The sequence below is a fragment of the Streptomyces sp. NPDC047043 genome, from assembly GCF_040644055.1.
Lineage (GTDB): Bacteria > Actinomycetota > Actinomycetes > Streptomycetales > Streptomycetaceae > Streptomyces.
In genome coordinates, this window is the sequence record NZ_JBEYVO010000062.1 from 1 (window position 1) to 16,604 (window position 16,604).

At 70.2% G+C, this 16,604-nt stretch carries 16 protein-coding genes; 4 read left to right on the top strand and 12 right to left on the bottom strand.

Going from position 1 to position 16,604, the window contains the following annotated elements; translation table 11 throughout:
• Positions 1-531: 531 nt before the first annotated feature.
• Positions 532-1,566: a tryptophan--tRNA ligase gene (gene trpS / locus ABZ880_RS52335; RefSeq protein ID WP_361278602.1), complete on the top strand. Its 1,035-nt coding sequence runs from the start codon at positions 532-534 to the stop codon at positions 1,564-1,566.
• Here trpS and ABZ880_RS52340 read toward each other — a convergent pair.
• Positions 1,497-2,522, bottom strand: coding sequence for a helix-turn-helix domain-containing protein (locus ABZ880_RS52340; RefSeq protein WP_361278604.1), 1,026 nt, complete (start codon positions 2,520-2,522; stop codon positions 1,497-1,499). The two genes, trpS and ABZ880_RS52340, sit on opposite strands and share 70 nt — an antisense overlap.
• A gap of 75 nt (positions 2,523-2,597) precedes the next feature.
• Between ABZ880_RS52340 and ABZ880_RS52345 the strand changes: the two genes are divergently transcribed.
• Positions 2,598-3,182: a cysteine hydrolase family protein gene (locus ABZ880_RS52345; protein ID WP_361278607.1), complete on the top strand. Its 585-nt coding sequence runs from the start codon at positions 2,598-2,600 to the stop codon at positions 3,180-3,182.
• 22 nt (positions 3,183-3,204) lie between these two features.
• Here ABZ880_RS52345 and proC read toward each other — a convergent pair whose 3' ends face one another.
• The 3 genes from proC to ABZ880_RS52360 all read right to left on the bottom strand — a co-directional run bounded on the left by proC (position 3,205) and on the right by ABZ880_RS52360 (position 5,916).
• Positions 3,205-4,017: a pyrroline-5-carboxylate reductase gene (gene proC, locus ABZ880_RS52350; RefSeq protein ID WP_361278609.1), complete on the bottom strand. Its 813-nt coding sequence runs from the start codon at positions 4,015-4,017 to the stop codon at positions 3,205-3,207.
• A 295-nt stretch (positions 4,018-4,312) separates the two neighbouring features.
• The gene (locus tag ABZ880_RS52355; RefSeq protein ID WP_361278611.1) at positions 4,313-5,101 is read right to left on the bottom strand and encodes an ABC transporter permease; all 789 of its coding nucleotides are present in this window, start codon (positions 5,099-5,101) and stop codon (positions 4,313-4,315) included.
• Positions 5,098-5,916: an ABC transporter ATP-binding protein gene (locus ABZ880_RS52360; protein ID WP_361278613.1), complete on the bottom strand. Its 819-nt coding sequence runs from the start codon at positions 5,914-5,916 to the stop codon at positions 5,098-5,100. Before ABZ880_RS52360 ends, ABZ880_RS52355 begins: the two co-directional genes overlap by 4 nt.
• A gap of 291 nt (positions 5,917-6,207) precedes the next feature.
• Between ABZ880_RS52360 and ABZ880_RS52365 the strand changes: the two genes are divergently transcribed.
• Positions 6,208-7,647 (top strand): SulP family inorganic anion transporter, encoded by a 1,440-nt coding sequence (locus ABZ880_RS52365; protein ID WP_361278615.1) that lies wholly within the window; start codon positions 6,208-6,210, stop codon positions 7,645-7,647.
• On the opposite strand, the gene ABZ880_RS52370 is transcribed toward ABZ880_RS52365, so the two are convergent.
• The 4 genes from ABZ880_RS52370 to ABZ880_RS52385 form a co-directional block, all read right to left on the bottom strand.
• Positions 7,611-8,381 carry a class I SAM-dependent methyltransferase gene (locus ABZ880_RS52370; RefSeq protein WP_361278617.1) on the bottom strand — a complete coding sequence of 257 codons (771 nt, stop codon included), beginning with the start codon at positions 8,379-8,381 and terminating at the stop codon, positions 7,611-7,613. The genes ABZ880_RS52365 and ABZ880_RS52370 overlap by 37 nt on opposite strands.
• Before the next feature lie 82 nt (positions 8,382-8,463).
• The gene (locus tag ABZ880_RS52375) at positions 8,464-8,967 is read right to left on the bottom strand and encodes an EamA/RhaT family transporter (protein ID WP_361278619.1); all 504 of its coding nucleotides are present in this window, start codon (positions 8,965-8,967) and stop codon (positions 8,464-8,466) included.
• Positions 8,968-9,010: 43 nt separating this feature from the next.
• On the bottom strand, positions 9,011-9,355 hold the full coding sequence (locus tag ABZ880_RS52380) for an SH3 domain-containing protein (protein WP_361278622.1): 345 nt from the start codon (positions 9,353-9,355) through the stop codon (positions 9,011-9,013).
• A gap of 21 nt (positions 9,356-9,376) precedes the next feature.
• On the bottom strand, positions 9,377-9,703 hold the full coding sequence (locus tag ABZ880_RS52385; RefSeq protein WP_361278624.1) for an SH3 domain-containing protein: 327 nt from the start codon (positions 9,701-9,703) through the stop codon (positions 9,377-9,379).
• A 182-nt stretch (positions 9,704-9,885) separates the two neighbouring features.
• Here ABZ880_RS52385 and ABZ880_RS52390 point away from each other — a divergent pair, with 182 nt between their 5' ends.
• Positions 9,886-11,994 (top strand): serine/threonine-protein kinase, encoded by a 2,109-nt coding sequence (locus tag ABZ880_RS52390; RefSeq protein ID WP_361278627.1) that lies wholly within the window; start codon positions 9,886-9,888, stop codon positions 11,992-11,994.
• 104 nt (positions 11,995-12,098) lie between these two features.
• Here the strand turns inward: ABZ880_RS52390 and ilvD are convergent, their stop codons facing one another.
• The 4 genes from ilvD to ABZ880_RS52410 all read right to left on the bottom strand — a co-directional run bounded on the left by ilvD (position 12,099) and on the right by ABZ880_RS52410 (position 16,594).
• Positions 12,099-13,952 (bottom strand): dihydroxy-acid dehydratase, encoded by a 1,854-nt coding sequence (ilvD, locus tag ABZ880_RS52395; protein ID WP_361278630.1) that lies wholly within the window; start codon positions 13,950-13,952, stop codon positions 12,099-12,101.
• 156 nt (positions 13,953-14,108) lie between these two features.
• Positions 14,109-14,717, bottom strand: a complete 609-nt coding sequence (locus ABZ880_RS52400; RefSeq protein ID WP_361278632.1) for a TetR family transcriptional regulator — start codon at positions 14,715-14,717, stop codon at positions 14,109-14,111.
• Positions 14,714-15,538 (bottom strand): sugar phosphate isomerase/epimerase, encoded by an 825-nt coding sequence (locus ABZ880_RS52405; protein ID WP_361278634.1) that lies wholly within the window; start codon positions 15,536-15,538, stop codon positions 14,714-14,716. Before ABZ880_RS52405 ends, ABZ880_RS52400 begins: the two co-directional genes overlap by 4 nt.
• Positions 15,539-15,661: 123 nt before the next feature.
• Positions 15,662-16,594: a Ppx/GppA phosphatase family protein gene (locus ABZ880_RS52410; RefSeq protein WP_361278636.1), complete on the bottom strand. Its 933-nt coding sequence runs from the start codon at positions 16,592-16,594 to the stop codon at positions 15,662-15,664.
• Positions 16,595-16,604 lie beyond the last annotated feature (10 nt).

Sequence of the window (16,604 nt, forward strand, 5' to 3'; positions counted from 1 at the left end):
GTTTCCCTTTCCGGCGGATCCGACTCTATCAGATCCTTTCGGCCTGACCCCCAGTCAGCGGGGCTTGTCCTCACGGCCGTTGGGCCGTTCCGACGAGTGAGACTTTAGCGGATTCCCAACCCTCGAGCTAATCGGGGCCGCGTCCTTTCGAACGGGGATTCCTCATTTCGCAAATACACATGCCAATGAATCGACGCCGGACAGATCGACCCGGCTGTCGAGTAGTGGTTGGTACTTGCGGAATGGCTGTCCGGGGACCGACCGAAGTCGGCGCTCACGTCGGACAACTCGGAGAACACTACGTACCGGGCCGAGGCGTGTCAACTCGCCTCCGAGCGGCACCCGTGAGGCGTACTCTGGGACGCATGACTACGCGTACGTGCACCCAGCTGTGGTGGGCCGCCTGACGGCGGCCGAGTTCACGTATGCACTCAACGGCCGCCGCCTCGGCGGCCGTTCTTGTATCTCCCTCCAGAGCTCCTGAGGGGCGGCCGGCCGGGACGGCGGCTCCGACCAGGAGGTGGAGTGGAGATGACACGGGTTTTCAGCGGGGTCAAGCCGACCGGGCACCTGACGCTCGGGAACTACCTCGGAGCCATGCGGCAGTGGGTCACGGTCGACCAGCACCGGGCGGACGCGCTGTTCTGCGTCGTCGACCTGCACGCGCTGACCGTGGATCACGATCCGGCGCGGGTGCGCAGGCTCAGTCGGCAGGCGGCGACGCTGTTGCTGGCGGTGGGGCTGGATCCGGAGCTGTGCACCGTGTTCGTACAGAGTCATGTCGATGAGCATGCGCGGCTGTCGTACGTGCTCGAGTGCGTGGCCACCGACGGTGAGATGCGGCGGATGATCCAGTACAAGGAGAAGGCGGCGCGCGAGCGGGAGCGGGGCGGGAGTGTGCGGCTGTCGCTGCTGACGTATCCGGTGCTGATGGCGGCGGACATCCTCGCGTACGGGGCCGACGAGGTGCCGGTGGGGGACGACCAGGCGCAGCACGTGGAGTTGACGCGGGATCTGGCCGTGCGGTTCAACCAGCGCTACGGGCACACGTTCGTGGTGCCTCGGGCGACGCTTCCGGCGGTGGCCGCTCGGGTCATGAATCTGCAGGATCCGACGTCGAAGATGGGGAAGAGCGACGACGCCGGGCCGGGGATCGTCTATCTGCTCGACGAGCCGGACGTGGTGCGGAAGAAGGTCCTGCGGGCCGTGACCGACAGCGGGCGGGAGGTCGTGTACGACCGGGAAGCTCGGCCGGGCCTCGCCAATCTGCTGGAGATCCTCGCCGCGTGCACGGGTGGGAACCCCGAGGAGCTGAGCGGTGTATATGAGTCGTACGGGTCCTTGAAGAAGGACACCGCAGAGGCCGTGGTCGAGCTCCTCAGGCCCGTACAGGAGAGGCACAGGGCGCTGTGCGCGGATCCGGGCTATGTGGAGGGGGTGCTGCGGGATGGTGCGGAGAGGGCTCGGGCGATGGCCCGGCCGACCGTGGATGCCGCTTATCGCGCGATCGGGTTGCTGCCGGCGGCGCCGGTGGATAGCGGGCTCGTACTGAACGCCGCTCGGTAGGCGCGTGGGCTGGTGGCGAGGCGCGTTGCGAAGTGCTGGCGCATCGTGACCTCGCTGCCGAAGCCGACGCGGCGGGCTACTTCGGGCATGGGCAGGTCGGTTCGCTCGAGGAGTTTCTGGGCTGCGGCGATGCGCTGGTCGAGGAGCCAGCGGAGCGGTGGTGTGCCGGTCTCTGCTGTGAAGTGGCGGGCGAAGCTGCGCGGGGACATGCCTGCGCGGGCGGCGAGGTCGGCGACCGTGAGTGGTTCGTGCAGGTGGCGCAGGGCGTGTTCGCGTACGGCAGCGAGGGTGTCGGCGTCGCGGTCCGCTCGCGGAGTCGGGTGCTCGATGAACTGTGCCTGGGTTCCGGTGCGGAATGGGGCGGTGACCATCGAGCGGGCGATGGTGGCGGCCGCCTCGGCGCCGTGGGCCTGGCGGACGAGGTGGATGCAGAGGTCGATGCCGGCTGCGGTGCCTGCCGCGGTCCAGATGTTGTCGTCCTTGATGAAGAGGGCGTCGGGGACGACGGTGACTTGGGGGTGGTGTGTGCGGAAGAGCTCGACGAGGTTCCAGTGGGTGATGGCGCGGCGGTCGTCGAGGAGTCCGGCCTGGGCGAGGGTGAAAGCGCCGCCGCAGAGGCCGGCGATGGTGGTGCCGCGGGCGTGGGCGCGGCGGAGGGCGTCGAGGACGGGGGTGGGTGCGGGTGTGAGGTGGTCGTCGAGGCCGGGGATCACGATCAGGTCCGCGCGCGACAGCCAGGCAAGGGTGCGGTCGGGAAGGAGGGCCATGCCTCCGCGCATCGGGATGGGGGTGGTGTCGGTGGCGACGCGGCGGAGGTCGAAGGCGGGGGCTCCGCGGTCGGTGCGGTCGGTGCCCCAGACCTCGGTGATGACGGAGACGTCGAAGGCTCGGATACCGGGGAAGGCGACGAGGGCGACGCGGTAGGTGTTCTCGGCGACCTGTGCGGCGTTCTCCATGGCTGGCAGTAAACCATCGATCGCTGTCTTTTCACCCTCTGGGGCGGGCGTGCTGCCGGCGGGAGGATCGTGGGCATGGAGATCGCGGAGAACGCAGCACTGGTGGTCATGGACGTGCAGAAGGGCTTCGAGGAGGCCGGCTTCTGGGGGCCTCGGAACAACCCGGGAGCCGATGACAACATCGCGGCGCTCATCGACGTCTGGCAGTCGGCGGGGCGGCCGGTCGTCTTCGTACGGCATGACTCGCCGAAGCCTCGGTCGCCGCTGCGGCCGGGGTACGAGGGGAACGACTTCAAGGAGTACGTGCAGGAGAGGAGGGGGAAGGGGGCCGGTGCCGAGCTGTTCGTCACGAAGACCGTGAACTCGGCCTTCCTCGGGACACCGGACCTGGCTGCGTGGCTGACGGCGGAGGGCATATCGCAGTTCGTGCTGGTCGGGATCCAGACCAACATGTGCGTGGAGACGACGGCTCGTATGGGAGGGAATCTCGGGTACGACGTGGTGGTCGCGTACGACGCGACGTACACCTTCGACCTGGAGGGGCCGTTCGGCTGGCGGCGCAGTGCGGACGAAGTGGCGCAGGCGTCGGCGGTGTCGCTGCACGGGGGCGGCTTTGCGCGTGTGGTGACCTCGAAGGAGGTGATGGACGCGGCGGGGTGACCGCCCCCGGGCGGTGGGAGGGTCAGCTCTTGTTGCCGGAGGCCAGTTCGCGGCTGCGGTCGCGGGCGGCTTCGAGAGCGGCGATGAGAGCGGCCCGTACGCCGTGGTTCTCGAGTTCGCGGATGGCGTTGATGGTCGTGCCCGCGGGGGACGTGACGTTCTCGCGGAGCTTGACCGGGTGTTCGCCGCTGTCGCGGAGCATCGTCGCGGCGCCGATCGCGGACTGGACGATGAGGTCGTGGGCCTTGTCGCGCGGCAGGCCGAGGAGGATGCCGGCGTCCGTCATGGCTTCGACCAGGTAGAAGAAGTAGGCCGGGCCGGAGCCGGAGAGGGCGGTGCAGGCGTCCTGCTGGGACTCGGGGACGCGGAGTGTCTTGCCGACAGCGCCGAAGATCTCCTCGGTGTGTGCGAGGTGGTCGGCGGTGGCGTGGGTGCCGGCGGAGATGACGGACATCGCCTCGTCGACGAGGGCGGGGGTGTTCGTCATGACGCGGACGACCGGGGTGCCGGTGGCGAGGCGGTCCTCGATGGAGGCGGTGGTGATGCCGGCGGCTCCGCTGATGACCAGGCGGTCGGCGGGGACGTGGGGGCCGAGTTCGTCGAGGAGGGTGCCCATGTCCTGTGGCTTGACCGTGAGGATCAGGGTGTCGGCGGTCTTGGCGGCTTCCGGGTTGGTGACCGGGGTGACTCCGTAGCGGGTGCGGAGTTCTTCGGCTCGTTCCTGGCGGCGGGCGGTGACCAGGAGGTCGGCGGGGGCCCAGCCGCCGCGGATCATTCCGCTGAGCAGGGCTTCGCCGATCTTGCCGGTGCCGAGGACTGCGACTTTCTGGGTCATGGCGCGGGTGCCTCCGGTGGTTGCGTCGTCCGGGTTCATCCTTGCACCGGGGGCGGGGGTGCGGCTCGGTTGTCCGGTGGGCGGGACGTTGGCGTGCGGGTGGCTGCCGGGATTTTCTCGGCCCCGCCGCCCCTACCCGTCCCGTCCCCAGGGGCTCCGCCCCTTCGACCCTGCCAGGGGGTTCGCCCCCCGGACCCCCGATCGGCCTGATCGGCCTGAACGGCCTCGTCCTCAAACGCCTGACGGGCTGAACCGCACGGACCGGCGACGAAAGGCTCGCCCGGCGCCGAGAAGATCACGCCGTCCTTCGCCTCAGTGTCGCCGCGCCCAAGCCCAGGACCAGCAGGGCGCAGCCCGCCACGATGAGGGCGTCCCGTACGAAGGTGGCTGTCATGTCCGTGTGTTTGAGGACCTCGTTCATGCCGTCCACCGCGTAGGACATGGGGAGGACGTCGGAGATGGCTTCCAGGACCGGGTGCATGTTGTCGCGGGGGGTAAAGAGGCCGCAGAGGAGGAGTTGGGGGAAGATCACCGCCGGCATGAACTGGACCGCCTGGAATTCGGAGGCCGCGAAGGCCGAGACGAAGAGGCCGAGGGCGGTACCGAGGAGTGCGTCGAGCAGGGCCACCAGGAGCAGGAGCCAGGGGCTGCCCGTGACGTCCAGGCCCAGGAACCAGACCGCGAGGCCGGTGGCGAGGGCGGACTGGATGATCGCGATGAAGCCGAATGCCAGGGCGTAGCCCGCGATCAGGTCGCCCTTGCCCAGCGGCATGGCGAGGAGGCGTTCGAGGGTGCCGGAGGTGCGTTCGCGCAGGGTGGCGATGGACGTGACCAGGAACATCGTGATGAGGGGGAAGATGCCGAGGAGTGACGCGCCGATGTTGTCGAAGGTGCGCGGGCTGCCGTCGAAGACGTAGCGCAGCAGGAACAGCATCACGCAGGGGATGACGAGCATCAGCGCGATGGTGCGCGGGTCGTGGCGGAGCTGGCGCAGGACCCGGGCCGCGGTGGCGGTGGTGCGGGAGGCGTTCAGGGCGCTGGTGGGCGCGGGCGTCATCGTCGTACCGGACGTCGTGGTGGTCATCGGGTCGTCTCCTTTTCGCGGGCGGCGGCCGTCGCCTCGTCGACGAGGTGCAGGAAGGCCGCCTCGACCGTCTCCGAGCCGGTGCGGGTGCGCAGGGCGTCGGGGGTGTCGTCGGCGAGGATCTCGCCCTCGCGCATCAGGAGCAGGCGGTGGCAGCGCTCGGCCTCGTCCATGACGTGGGAGGAGATGAGGAGGGTGGCGCCGCGGGTGGTTGCGATGTCGTGGAAGAGGTTCCAGAGGTCGCGGCGGAGAACCGGGTCCAGGCCGACGGTGGGTTCGTCGAGGACGAGGAGTTCCGGGGTGCCGAGGAGGGCGACCGCGAGGGAGACGCGGCTGCGCTGGCCGCCGGAGAGGTTGCCGGCGAGCGCGTCGGCGTGGCTGGTGAGGTCCACGTCGGTGAGGACGCGGTCGACGTCCTGGTGGCGGTCGGCGGCCGCGCGGCCCGGGGCGAGGATCGCGGTGAAGTAGTCGAGGTTCTGACGGATCGTCAAGTCGTCGTAGACGGAGGGGGCCTGGGTGACGTAGCCGATGCGGGTGCGGAGGGCGGGGTGGCCGGCGGGGTGGCCGAGCACGTCCAGGGTGCCGGTGACCTTGGCCTGGGTGCCGACGATCGAGCGCATGAGGGTCGACTTGCCGCAGCCGGACGGGCCGAGCAGGCCGGTGATCTGGCCGCGGGGGACGGTGAAGTCGAGGCCGCGCAGGACGGTGCGGGGGCCGCGGACGACGGTCAGGCCCTCGGCCCGGACGGCGGGGGCGGCGGTGCGGGCGCCTTCCGGGTCCGGCGGATCGGCGACGTTGCGGTCTTTATTCATCATGCGATGAACATTCCTCCTCCGGAGCGGGCCGTGTCAAGCGCGGAACGTCAGACGGGATGCAGGCGGGGCGTACGGGGGCGCAGGCGCGCGTGGGTGTGAACGGAGCGAGAGGGTCCGGTTCGTACGCTTCCGGGTTCACCGGGCGGACACATGTGGCCGGTGCGCGATCAACTCCCCTGACCGACAATGGATTTCAGTGCGAGGTCATATGCCGCGCACGGAAGTTCGCCGTGCCCTCCCCCGGTTCGGCGCCCACGCATCTCCCGCTCGATCACCGGAGGTGCTCCCGTCATGCGCATGCGCTGTGGCGTACGCAAGGCCGATCTGTTCGCTTCTCTCGTCGTGTTTCTCGTCGCGCTCCCGTTGTGCGTGGGCGTGGCCATCGCCTCTGGTGTGCCCGCCGAACTGGGGCTGGTCACCGGGATCGTCGGCGGGCTGGTCGCCGGGGCGCTGCCCGGCAGCAGCCTGCAGGTGAGCGGGCCGGCGGCCGGGCTCACTGTGCTCGTGTACGAGGCCGTCGACTCGTACGGCGTCGAGGTGCTCGGCGTGCTGGTTCTCGGCGCCGGGCTGGTGCAGCTGGGGCTCGGGGCGCTGCGCTTGGGGCGGTGGTTCCGGGCCGTGTCGGCGGCTGTGGTGCAGGGGATGCTCGCCGGCATCGGGTTGGTGCTGGTCGCCGGGCAGGTGTACGCGCTGGGGGACGCGGCGGCGCCCGCGAGCGGGCTCGGGAAGATCGCCGGGCTGGTGTCGCTGCCGGCGCTGGTCGATCCCGTGGCGTTGTCAGTGGCGGGTGCCACCATTGCCGTATTGCTGCTGTGGCCGCGTTGGCGCAGGGGTGCGCGGGTGGTGCCTGCGCCGTTGGTGGCGGTGGCGGTGGTGTCGGCGGTGACCGGGGTGTTCGACCTGGGGGTGCGACGGGTCGAGGTGCGCGGGCTCGTCGATGCGGTGCGGGTGCCGGAGTCGGCGGACTTCGGGCGGCTTACGGAAGTGGGGGTGATCGGGACCGTTGTGGCGTTCGCGCTGATCGCGTCGGCGGAGTCGTTGTTCAGCGCGGCTGCGGTGGACCGGCTGCACCGCGGGCCGCGGACGGACTACAACCGGGAGCTGATGGCGCAGGGCGCGGGGAACGCGGTGTGCGGGGTGCTGGGTGCCTTGCCGATGACCGCGGTGATCGTGCGCAGCGCGGCGAACGTACAGGCGGGGGCGCGGACCAAGGCCTCGCGAGTGCTGCACGGGGCGTGGCTGCTGCTGTTCACGGCCGTCGTGCCCGGGGTGCTCGGGGTGATTCCGGTGGCGGCGCTGGCCGGGCTGCTGGTGTACGCCGGGTGCAAGCTCGTGCCGGTGCGGGAGGTGCGGGCACTGTGGCGCGGGCACCGGGGCGAGGTGGTCGTGCTGGTGGTGACGGCGGGAGCGATCGTCGTCGGGAATCTGCTGGAAGGGGTGTTGGTGGGGCTGGCGCTGGCCGTGGGCAAGACCGCGTGGGACGTCAGCCATGTGCATGTGGAGACCGAGGACCAGGGGGACGCGGGGGTCGTCGTACGGGTGCTGGGGCATGCGACCTTCCTGCGGCTGCCGAAGCTGCTGGAGGCGCTGGAGGCGTTGCCGCACGACCGGGCGGTGCGGCTGGAGTTGGGCGGGTTGCGGCATGTGGACCATGCGTGTGCGGCGGCCCTGGAGGGGTGGGCCGCCGCGCGGGGTCATGAGCCGATGGCCACGAGCAGTTCGACGACGTAGGTCTCCTCGACGACCCCGTCCGGGAAGACGGCGAGCAGGTGGTCCCGCTCCGCGGCGAGGAAGGCGCGGGCGTTGTCCTCGCCGTGGACGAGGAAGATCGAGTGGCTGCCGATGTTGGCCAGGTGTCGGTCGACGGGGACCTGGCGGCTCCAGCGGACCCTGCGGTGCTCGAAGTGCAGGCGGCCGGTGGGGTCGGCGAGGGCGGAGCGGACACCGCTGCCGTTTCTGTCCACGATCCCGTCGCCGCCGAAGTGACGCCCGATCCGGACCGTCTGCTCGTCGATCCACGGGACGTCCAGGGCGCTCGTGTTCCACCACAGCGCGAGCGCCCCGCCCGGCCGCAGCACGCGCAGGGCCTCCGGCACCGAGTGGGACGGGGCGGTCCAGTGCCAGGCCTGGGCGTAGGTGAGGAAGTCGGCGGAGGCGGTGGCTAGCGGGAGGGCGTTGCCGCTGCCGCGGACGATCGGGACGTCGGGGAGGCTGCGGCGGAACTGTGCCGCCATGCCCTCCCCCGGTTCCACGGCGACGACGTCGGCACCGCGGGCGTGCAGAAGAGCGGTCGCGATGCCGGTGCCGGCGCCGATGTCCGCGACGCGGGCGCCCGTCAGGGAGCGGCCGGCCAGGTCTTCGATGGCGTCGAAGAGTGCGGGCGGGTAGGACGGGCGGTTGGCGGCGTACTGGGCTGCGGCGGCGTTGAAGGAGTGCGCGCGGGTGGTGTGGGAGGAAGCCGTCATACGGCCATGGTGGCCCCGATGTGTGCAGGGAGCAGTGAGTTTTTGGTGAGAGGCGACTGAGGCTGCCACCGGGGCCCGTCGGCTAGGAGCGGCGGCGCTTCTTCCGCTGCGGGTTGCCTGTGCGGCGGGACATGCGCTTCTCGTGTTGCTTCAGGGCCGCCTCGTACTCCTCGCGGTGGAGTTTCTCGCCGGGAGCCTCGGTGAGGGAGCGGAAGAAATAGGCGAGGAGGGAGCCGACGAAGCCGATGGCCAGGAGGCCGCGGAGGGAGGCCTGGCGGTCGGGGTCGGGGCGCTTGGCGAAGGAGTCCCAGGTGTGGCGGAAGGCCAGCGCGCTGCAGACCGCGAACATGACGACGATCAGGGCGGTGACGAAGGCGCCCGTGTCGGCGAGCTGGACGCCGTCGTAGGCGAAGCGGAGGACGAGGCAGGAGGCGCCTGCGGCGGCGAGGGAGCCGACGGCTACTCCGATGCGGCGGGGGGTGTAGCCGTTGTCGTGGTTCACCCAGGTGGTGCCGAAGAAGCGGAGGGGTTCTGGGCGGGGGGCCGTGGAGCCCGCGGTGTCCTGGGTGCCGGTTTCGTCGCTCACGGGACGATTATGGCTCCGGGGTTGCCGCGGGCTCACTGCGGGTTCAGCCGCAGCGGGAGGCTATGTAGCCGTCGCTGCCGGTTTTGACGTAGGTGTCCGAGATGTATTCACCGCTGTCGATGTTGTCCCAGATGTTCGACGTGCCGTAGTAGCCCGAGACCGTCGTACCGGGCGTCTGGCAGAAGATCGGGACGCTCGAGCCTTCGGGCAGGACACGCACGATGGTGTAGTTCGTGCCGGGTCCACTGCGGACGTTCACCCGGACTCCGGGTGCGATCGGGTAGGTCTTCACGGTGGCCGCGCTCGCGGTGGCTGCCGAGCCAATCACCATGAGCAGGGCGCCGGCGGCGCCCCCGAGCAGGACGGATCTACGTCTTCCGGAAGTCATCAGGGTCCTTCGGAGAGTTGGTCAGCCGCAGCGGGAGGCCACGTAGCCGTCACTGCCGGTGAGCACATAGGCGTCGGAGACGAACTCGCCGTCGTCGATGTTGTCCCAGATGTTCGACGTGCCGTACGGACCCGTCACCGTCGTGCCGGGCGTCTGGCAGTAGATCGGGACCTTCGCGCCCTCGGGAAGGACCCGGACGATGCCGTACTGGGTTCCCGGGCCGCTGCGGACATTGAGGCGGACGCCCGGTGCGACCGGGTAGTAGTGCACGGCTGCCGTGACGGCGGCGACCGCCGTGACGGCCTCCCCCTCGCCGCTCTCGGCTTCTTCGACGTGGTCAACAGACATGAAAAACCTCCCCCGTTGAGCCCCATGAATGCCATGGGGTCCCGTTCATTCCCCTAAAACACGCCATGAAACACATGTACGCAACTCGCTCGCGAACGCTAGCAAGCCGCCTCCGTCTCGTACGAATCATCGACTAGGCTCCGTGCGTCGCGCGCGCGGATGAACAGCACGGGGGTGGTCCCATGGCGCCACAGCACAACACCGGAGCGGGCGCGGAAGCGGAACTTCCCGAGTACGCCGGTCACTACCGCCTGGAGTCGTGCCTCGGCTCGGGCGGCATGGGTGTCGTGCACCTGGCGCGGAGCACCTCCGGGATGAAGCTCGCGGTGAAGGTCGTACACGCCGAGTTCGCCAAGGACCCCGAGTTCAGGGGGCGGTTCCGGCAAGAGGTGGCCGCTGCCCGCAGGGTGAGCGGTGCCTTCACGGCATCCGTCGTCGACGCCGATCCGGAGGCCGAACGGCCATGGATGGCCACGCTGTTCATTCCTGGGCCGACCCTTTCCGATCATGTGAAGCGGAATGGCCCCATGCCTCCGGCGCAGTTGCGCCGTCTGATGGCGGGGCTGGCCGAGGCGCTCCGCGACATCCATCGTGTCGGGGTCGTGCACCGGGATCTGAAACCGAGCAATGTGCTGCTCGCCGAGGACGGGCCGAAGGTCATCGACTTCGGCATTTCTCGGCCAAAGGACAGCGAACTGCGCACGGAGACCGGCAAGTTGATCGGTACCCCTCCCTTCATGGCGCCGGAGCAGTTCCGGCGGCCGCGGGAGGTGGGGCCCGCCGCCGACGTGTTCGCGCTCGGGTCCGTCCTGGTGCACGCGTCGACCGGGCGCGGTCCGTTCGACTCCGACAGCCCCTACGTGGTCGCCTACCAGGTCGTACACGACGAGCCGGATCTGACCGGCGTTCCGGAGGATCTGGCGCCGCTGGTGCTGCGCTGCCTCGCCAAGGAGCCCGAGGACCGTCCCACGCCCGACGAACTCATGCGGGAACTGCGGTCGGTGTCCGCCTCGTACGACACACAGGCGTTCATACCGGCACAGCGCACGGTGGGTGATCCGCCGCCTCCGGAGCCCCGCGTCAAGGCTTCGCCGTCGCAGCCGTCGGCCAAGGGTCGCCAGCGCAAGAAGGCGCTGCTCGTCGCCGGTGCGCTCGTCCTGGTCACGGGCGGTGTGTTCGCATCGGTTCAACTGCTCGGCCAGGAGACCTCCCCCGCGAAGGGGGCCACACCACACGCCACCAGTTCTGCGGCAGTTCGTACGTGGGCGACAACGCCGGTGTCCGCCGGCGAGGGCCCGCCCCGGTGCTCGTACGGCGTGGGGAAGCTGTTCTGCGTCCGGCCCGGGGTGGTCTTCGCCGTCGACCCGTCCGACGGCAGCCTGATGTGGCGGCATCGTGCGGACACGACGCGTTGGAGTGTTCCGCCGGTCCTCTCAGGGGGGCTCGTACTGCCCCTGGCCGACCACGGTCGCCGGCTGGAGGCACTGGACCCGGCTTCGGGCAAGGCGCGCTGGGAGCGGAACGTGACCGCCTACAACCTCGTGAAGCAAGTCGGCGGCATGCTCCTGCTGACCCACGCGGACGGCACGGTCAGCGGCGTGGACAGCGCGACCGGCGACGCCAAGTGGACCCGGACGATACCGGGGAGCTACCGCACGTCGTCCTTCGTCTCCTTCGCGGGCGACCGGCTGGCGTACATGACGAGCGTCTCCTACGACGGGTCGAAAACGCGCGTCACCGCCGTGGATCCGGTCACGGGTGACGTGCGGTGGGACACCCTGCTGAGCGGCTCCCTCAAGCCCTTCGGCGCCTCCGGCGGATCCGTGTTCTTCCTCTCCGTCGACAACGTGTACGGGGACACGCACGCGGTGGTCCGCTACACACCGGAATCCAGATCGGCGCTCAGGGTGCCGCTGCCCGTGAAGCGCCAGAGCGCTCGCGCCACCGTGCGCGGCGACGTCGTCTACCTGCTGGCCACGGGAGGCTCCCTCGAAGCCGTCGACATGGGCAAACGCAAGCAGCAGTGGCACATCGAGACGTCCGTGAGCCGGGGTTCGGCACCGGTCGTCGATGGCCGTCACGTCTACTTCAGCGCCGCCGACGGACGCCTGCTCGCTGTGGACGCGGGCAAGGGGACACTCGCCGGGCAGACTCCGGCACGCCTCGGAACCGACTCGGGCCAGGTGCCGGCCAGCCTGCCCGAGCCCGTCATCGCCGAGTCCCGCGTCTTCGCCACCGCCCCCGACGGCACCGTCTTCGCCGTAAACGCCCACAAGCCGTCGGCCTGGTGACACCCGAAGAGCCCCGGTGACCGAAGAGCCCCGGTGACGCAAAAGGGACCGCCCCGAAGGGACGGCCCCTTTGAAGCCTCGGCCGAGCCTCGGCCGGTGAAGCCTCAGCCCAGCTTCGAAACGTCCCGCACCGCGCCCTTGTCCGCGCTCGTCGCCATCGCCGCGTATGCGCGCAGCGCCGCCGAGACCTTGCGCTCGCGGGACTTCGGGGCGTACACGCCGCCCAGCGCAGCTTCGCGTCGCGCCAACTCGGCCTCGTCCACGAGCAGTTCGATCGTGCGGTTCGGGATGTCGATGCGGATGCGGTCGCCGTCCTCGACGAGCGCGATCGTGCCGCCGGACGCGGCCTCCGGGGACGCGTGGCCGATGGACAGGCCCGAGGTGCCGCCGGAGAAGCGGCCGTCCGTGATCAGTGCGCAGGTCTTGCCGAGGCCGCGGCCCTTGAGGAAGGACGTCGGGTAGAGCATCTCCTGCATGCCCGGGCCGCCCTTGGGACCCTCGTAGCGGATGACGACGACGTCGCCGTCCGTCACCTGCTTGTTGAGGATCTTCTCGACGGCCTCCTCCTGGGACTCGCAGACGACCGCCGGGCCCTCGAAGGTCCAGATCGACTCGTCGACGCCGGCCGTCTTCACCACGCAGCCGTCGACCGCCAGGTTGCCCTTGAGGACCGCCAGGCCGCCGTCCTTGGAGTACGCGTGCTCGGCGGAGCGGATGCAGCCCTCCGCCGCGTCCTCGTCCAGCGCCTCCCAGCGCTCGGACTGGGAGAAGGCCTCCGCGGAACGGACGCAGCCGGGGGCCGCGTGCCACAGTTCGACCGCCTCCGGCGACGGGGAGCCGCCGCGCACGTCCCACGTCTTCAGCCAGTCCGCCAGGGACGGGCTGTGGACCGAGTGGACGTTCTCGTTCAGCAGGCCGGCGCGGTGCAGCTCGCCGAGCAGGGCGGGGATGCCGCCGGCGCGGTGCACGTCCTCCATGTAGTACGTGCGGCTCTTCGCGACGTTCGGGGCGACCTTCGCCAGGCACGGCACGCGGCGCGAGACCTCGTTGATCTCCTCCAGGCCGAAGGGGACGCCCGCCTCCTGGGCCGCCGCCAGCAGGTGCAGGATCGTGTTGGTGGAGCCGCCCATCGCGATGTCGAGGGCCATCGCGTTCTCGAAGGCCGAGAAGGTCGCGACCGAGCGCGGCAGGACGGTCTCGTCGTCCTGCTCGTAGTAGCGGCGGGTGATGTCCATGACCGTGCGGGCCGCGTCGACGTACAGCTGCTTGCGGGCCGTGTGGGTGGCCAGCACCGAGCCGTTGCCGGGCAGGGAGAGGCCGATGGCCTCGGTCAGGCAGTTCATCGAGTTGGCCGTGAACATGCCGGAGCAGCTGCCGCAGGTCGGACAGGCGTTCTCCTCGATACGGAGGATGTCCTCGTCCGAGATCTTGTCGTTCACGGCGTCGGAGATCGCGTCGACCAGGTCGAGCGTACGGACCGTGCCGTCGACCAGCGTGGCGCGGCCGGCCTCCATCGGGCCGCCGGAGACGAAGACGGTCGGGATGTTCAGGCGCAGGGCCGCGTTCAGCATGCCAGGCGTGATCTTGTCGCAGTTGGAGATGCAGACCAGGGCGTCGGCGCAGTGCGCCTCGACCATGTACTCCACCGAGTCCGCGATCAGGTCGCGGGAGGGCAGGGAGTAGAGCATTCCGCCGTGGCCCATCGCGATGCCGTCGTCGACGGCGATCGTGTTGAACTCGCGCGGGATGCCGCCCGCCTCGACGATCGCCTCGCTGACGATCCGGCCGACCGGCTGCAGATGGGTGTGGCCCGGCACGAACTCCGTGAAGGAGTTGGCGACCGCGATGATCGGCTTGCGGCCGATGTCCGCGCCGGGTACACCGGAGGCGCGCATAAGGGCGCGGGCGCCCGCCATGTTGCGGCCGTGGGTGACTGTGCGGGACCTCAGCTCGGGCATCGTCGCTCGCTCCTTCAGAGACGTTCGTCAGAGACTTCAGAGACGGTCGTAAGAGACTTCTGACTGCTAACGAGCGTACGCCGGTCATCCAGGGGTCGGGACAGGGTGTCCGTATTGCGGAATGCCCGTCTCGGGGACACGGCGGGGATACGGCGGTCAGGGCCCGGTCAGATGCCGCTGCACCACCGGCGCCACCCGCGCGATGATCTGCTCCACGTCCGCGGAAACCAGCGGCTCCACCTTGATCACGTATCGCAGCATCGCGCACCCCACGAGCTGCGCGGCCGCCAGCTCGGCGCGCAGTTCCGCGTCCGGCAGGTCCAGCTGGGAGGCGATGCGGCGCAGCAGCTGGGAGGCGATCAGCCGGCGGAAGACGGCGGCCGCGGCCTCGTTGTTGACGGCGGAGCGCACGATCGCCAGCAGGGGCGTACGGGTGGTGGGGTTCTCCCAGATGCCGAAGATGAAGCGGGTGAGGCGCTCGCCGACCTCGGCCGACGGGCCCTCGGCCACCGCCTCCGGCGCGTTCAGCGCGGGCGCGAAGGCGACCTCGATCGCCGCCTCGAAGACCTGCTCCTTGGTGCCGAAGTAGTGGTGCACCAGCGCCGAGTCCACGCCGGCCGCCTTGGCGATGCCCCGTACGGACGTCTTCTCGTAGCCGCGTTCGGAGAACTCCTCGCGGGCCACGGTCAGGATCCGGTCGCGGGTGTCGGCCGATTCCGTACGGGTTCGTCGGCCCCGGCGTCTGGAGGAGGCGGCCTCGGTCACGGCCTGGGCACCTTCACCGCCGAGGCGAGATGCAGCCGGGTGAAGGCCAGCGCCTCCGCCAGGTCGGCCTCGCGTTCGGCGCCGGACATGGCGCGCCTGGTGTTGACCTCGATGACGACATGGCCGTCGAAGCCGGTCAGGGCGAGGCGTTCCAGCAGCTCGGCGCAGGGCTGGGTGCCGCGCCCCGGCACGAGGTGCTCGTCCTTCGCCGAGCCCCTGCCGTCGGCGAGGTGGACGTGGCCGAGGCGGTCGCCCATGCGGTCGATCATGTGCATGGCGTCGGAGCGGGCGGTCGCGCTGTGACTGAGGTCGATCGTGAAGTGGCGGTAGTCCTCCTTCGTCACGTCCCAGTCGGGGGCGTACGCGAGCATCTCGCGGTCGCGGTAGCGCCAGGGGTACATGTTCTCGACGGCGAACCGCACGTCCGTCTCGTTCGCCATACGCCAGATCCCGGCGACGAAGTCACGGGCGTACTGGCGCTGCCAGCGGAACGGCGGGTGGACGACGACCGTCGTCGCGCCGAGCTTCTCGGCGGCCGCCTGGGCGCGCTGGAGCTTGACCCACGGGTCGGTGGACCACACGCGCTGCGTGATGAGCAGGCAGGGGGCGTGCACGGCGAGGATCGGGATGCGGTGGTAGTCGCTGAGTCTGCGCAGTGCCTCGATGTCCTGGCTGACCGGGTCGGTCCACACCATGACCTCGACTCCGTCGTACCCGAGGCGCGCGGCGATCTCGAAGGCCGTCGCCGTGGACTCCGGGTACACCGAGGCCGTGGACAGCGCGACCTTCGCATCCGGGATGCGTACGACTGGCTCCGCCATGCCGACAGGTTACGGGGTGCCGTGGGGTGCGGGCCGCGCGCCTATTCGCCGTTGTGGGATTCGCCACGGGCGGGTGCGGGTGAATTGTGGCTTGTCGCGCAGTTCCCGCGCCCCTTACGTCTCCTACAGCGAACCCATGTGGTCAAGTCTGCGCAGGATTACGCCCTCCCGCAGTGCCCAGGGGCAGACCTCCAGACTCTCCACGCCGAACAGGTCCATCGCGCCCTCGGCCACCAGGGCGCCCGCGAGGAGCTGTCCCGCGCGGCCCTCCGAAACGCCCGGAAGTTCGGACCGCTGGGCCGTCGACATTCCCGCCAGCTGCGGGACCCACGCCTCCAGGGACTCGCGCTTGAGTTCTCGCTGGACGTACAGGCCCTCCGTGGAGCGGGCCGCGCCCGCGATGCGCGCCAGTTGCTTGAAGGTCTTGGACGTGGCCACGACGTGATCCGGGGCGCCGAAGCGGGTGAACTCACCCACTGTGCGGGCGATCTGGGCGCGTACGTGGCGGCGCAGGGCCCTTATGGACTCCGGGTCGGGCGGGTCGCCGGGGAGCCAGCCGTTGGTGAGGCGGCCGGCGCCGAGCGGGAGGGAGACCGCGGCGTCCGGTTCCTCGTCGATGCCGTAGGCGATCTCCAGGGAGCCGCCGCCGATGTCGAGGACGAGCAGCTTGCCCGCGGACCAGCCGAACCAGCGGCGGGCGGCGAGGAAGGTGAGCCGGGCCTCCTCCTCGCCGGTGAGGACCTGCAGCTCGACGCCGGTCTCGGTCTGCACGCGCGCGAGGACGTCGTCGGCGTTGCTGGCCTCGCGCACGGCGGAGGTCGCGAAGGGGAGGACGTCCTCGACCCCCTTGTCCTCGGCTGCCTGCAGGCACTCGTGGACGACGCCGATCAGTTTGTCGACCCCTTCGGAGTCGATCGCCCCCGACTCGTCGAGGAGTTGGGCAAGGCGCAGCTCAGCCTTGTGCGAGTGCGCGGGCAGCGGGCGCGCGCCCGGGTGCGCATCCACCACCAGCAGATGCACCGTGTTCGATCCCACGTCGAGGACACCGAGTCTCATGTACGGAACG

What these genes read in the sequence shown, in the direction of transcription:
- ABZ880_RS52385 (WP_361278624.1), bottom strand. Translation starts at nt 9,703, where the DNA reads ATGTCTGTTGACCACGTCGAAGAAGCCGAGAGCGGCGAGGGGGAGGCC.
- ABZ880_RS52365 (WP_361278615.1), top strand. Translation starts at nt 6,208, where the DNA reads ATGCGCATGCGCTGTGGCGTACGCAAGGCCGATCTGTTCGCTTCTCTC.
- ABZ880_RS52355 (WP_361278611.1), bottom strand. Translation starts at nt 5,101, where the DNA reads ATGACCACCACGACGTCCGGTACGACGATGACGCCCGCGCCCACCAGC.
- ABZ880_RS52410 (WP_361278636.1), bottom strand. Translation starts at nt 16,594, where the DNA reads ATGAGACTCGGTGTCCTCGACGTGGGATCGAACACGGTGCATCTGCTG.
- ABZ880_RS52370 (WP_361278617.1), bottom strand. Translation starts at nt 8,381, where the DNA reads ATGACGGCTTCCTCCCACACCACCCGCGCGCACTCCTTCAACGCCGCC.
- ABZ880_RS52360 (WP_361278613.1), bottom strand. Translation starts at nt 5,916, where the DNA reads ATGATGAATAAAGACCGCAACGTCGCCGATCCGCCGGACCCGGAAGGC.
- proC (WP_361278609.1), bottom strand. Translation starts at nt 4,017, where the DNA reads ATGACCCAGAAAGTCGCAGTCCTCGGCACCGGCAAGATCGGCGAAGCC.
- ABZ880_RS52345 (WP_361278607.1), top strand. Translation starts at nt 2,598, where the DNA reads ATGGAGATCGCGGAGAACGCAGCACTGGTGGTCATGGACGTGCAGAAG.
- ABZ880_RS52390 (WP_361278627.1), top strand. Translation starts at nt 9,886, where the DNA reads ATGGCGCCACAGCACAACACCGGAGCGGGCGCGGAAGCGGAACTTCCC.
- ABZ880_RS52340 (WP_361278604.1), bottom strand. Translation starts at nt 2,522, where the DNA reads ATGGAGAACGCCGCACAGGTCGCCGAGAACACCTACCGCGTCGCCCTC.
- ABZ880_RS52405 (WP_361278634.1), bottom strand. Translation starts at nt 15,538, where the DNA reads ATGGCGGAGCCAGTCGTACGCATCCCGGATGCGAAGGTCGCGCTGTCC.
- ilvD (WP_361278630.1), bottom strand. Translation starts at nt 13,952, where the DNA reads ATGCCCGAGCTGAGGTCCCGCACAGTCACCCACGGCCGCAACATGGCG.
- trpS (WP_361278602.1), top strand. Translation starts at nt 532, where the DNA reads ATGACACGGGTTTTCAGCGGGGTCAAGCCGACCGGGCACCTGACGCTC.
- ABZ880_RS52380 (WP_361278622.1), bottom strand. Translation starts at nt 9,355, where the DNA reads ATGACTTCCGGAAGACGTAGATCCGTCCTGCTCGGGGGCGCCGCCGGC.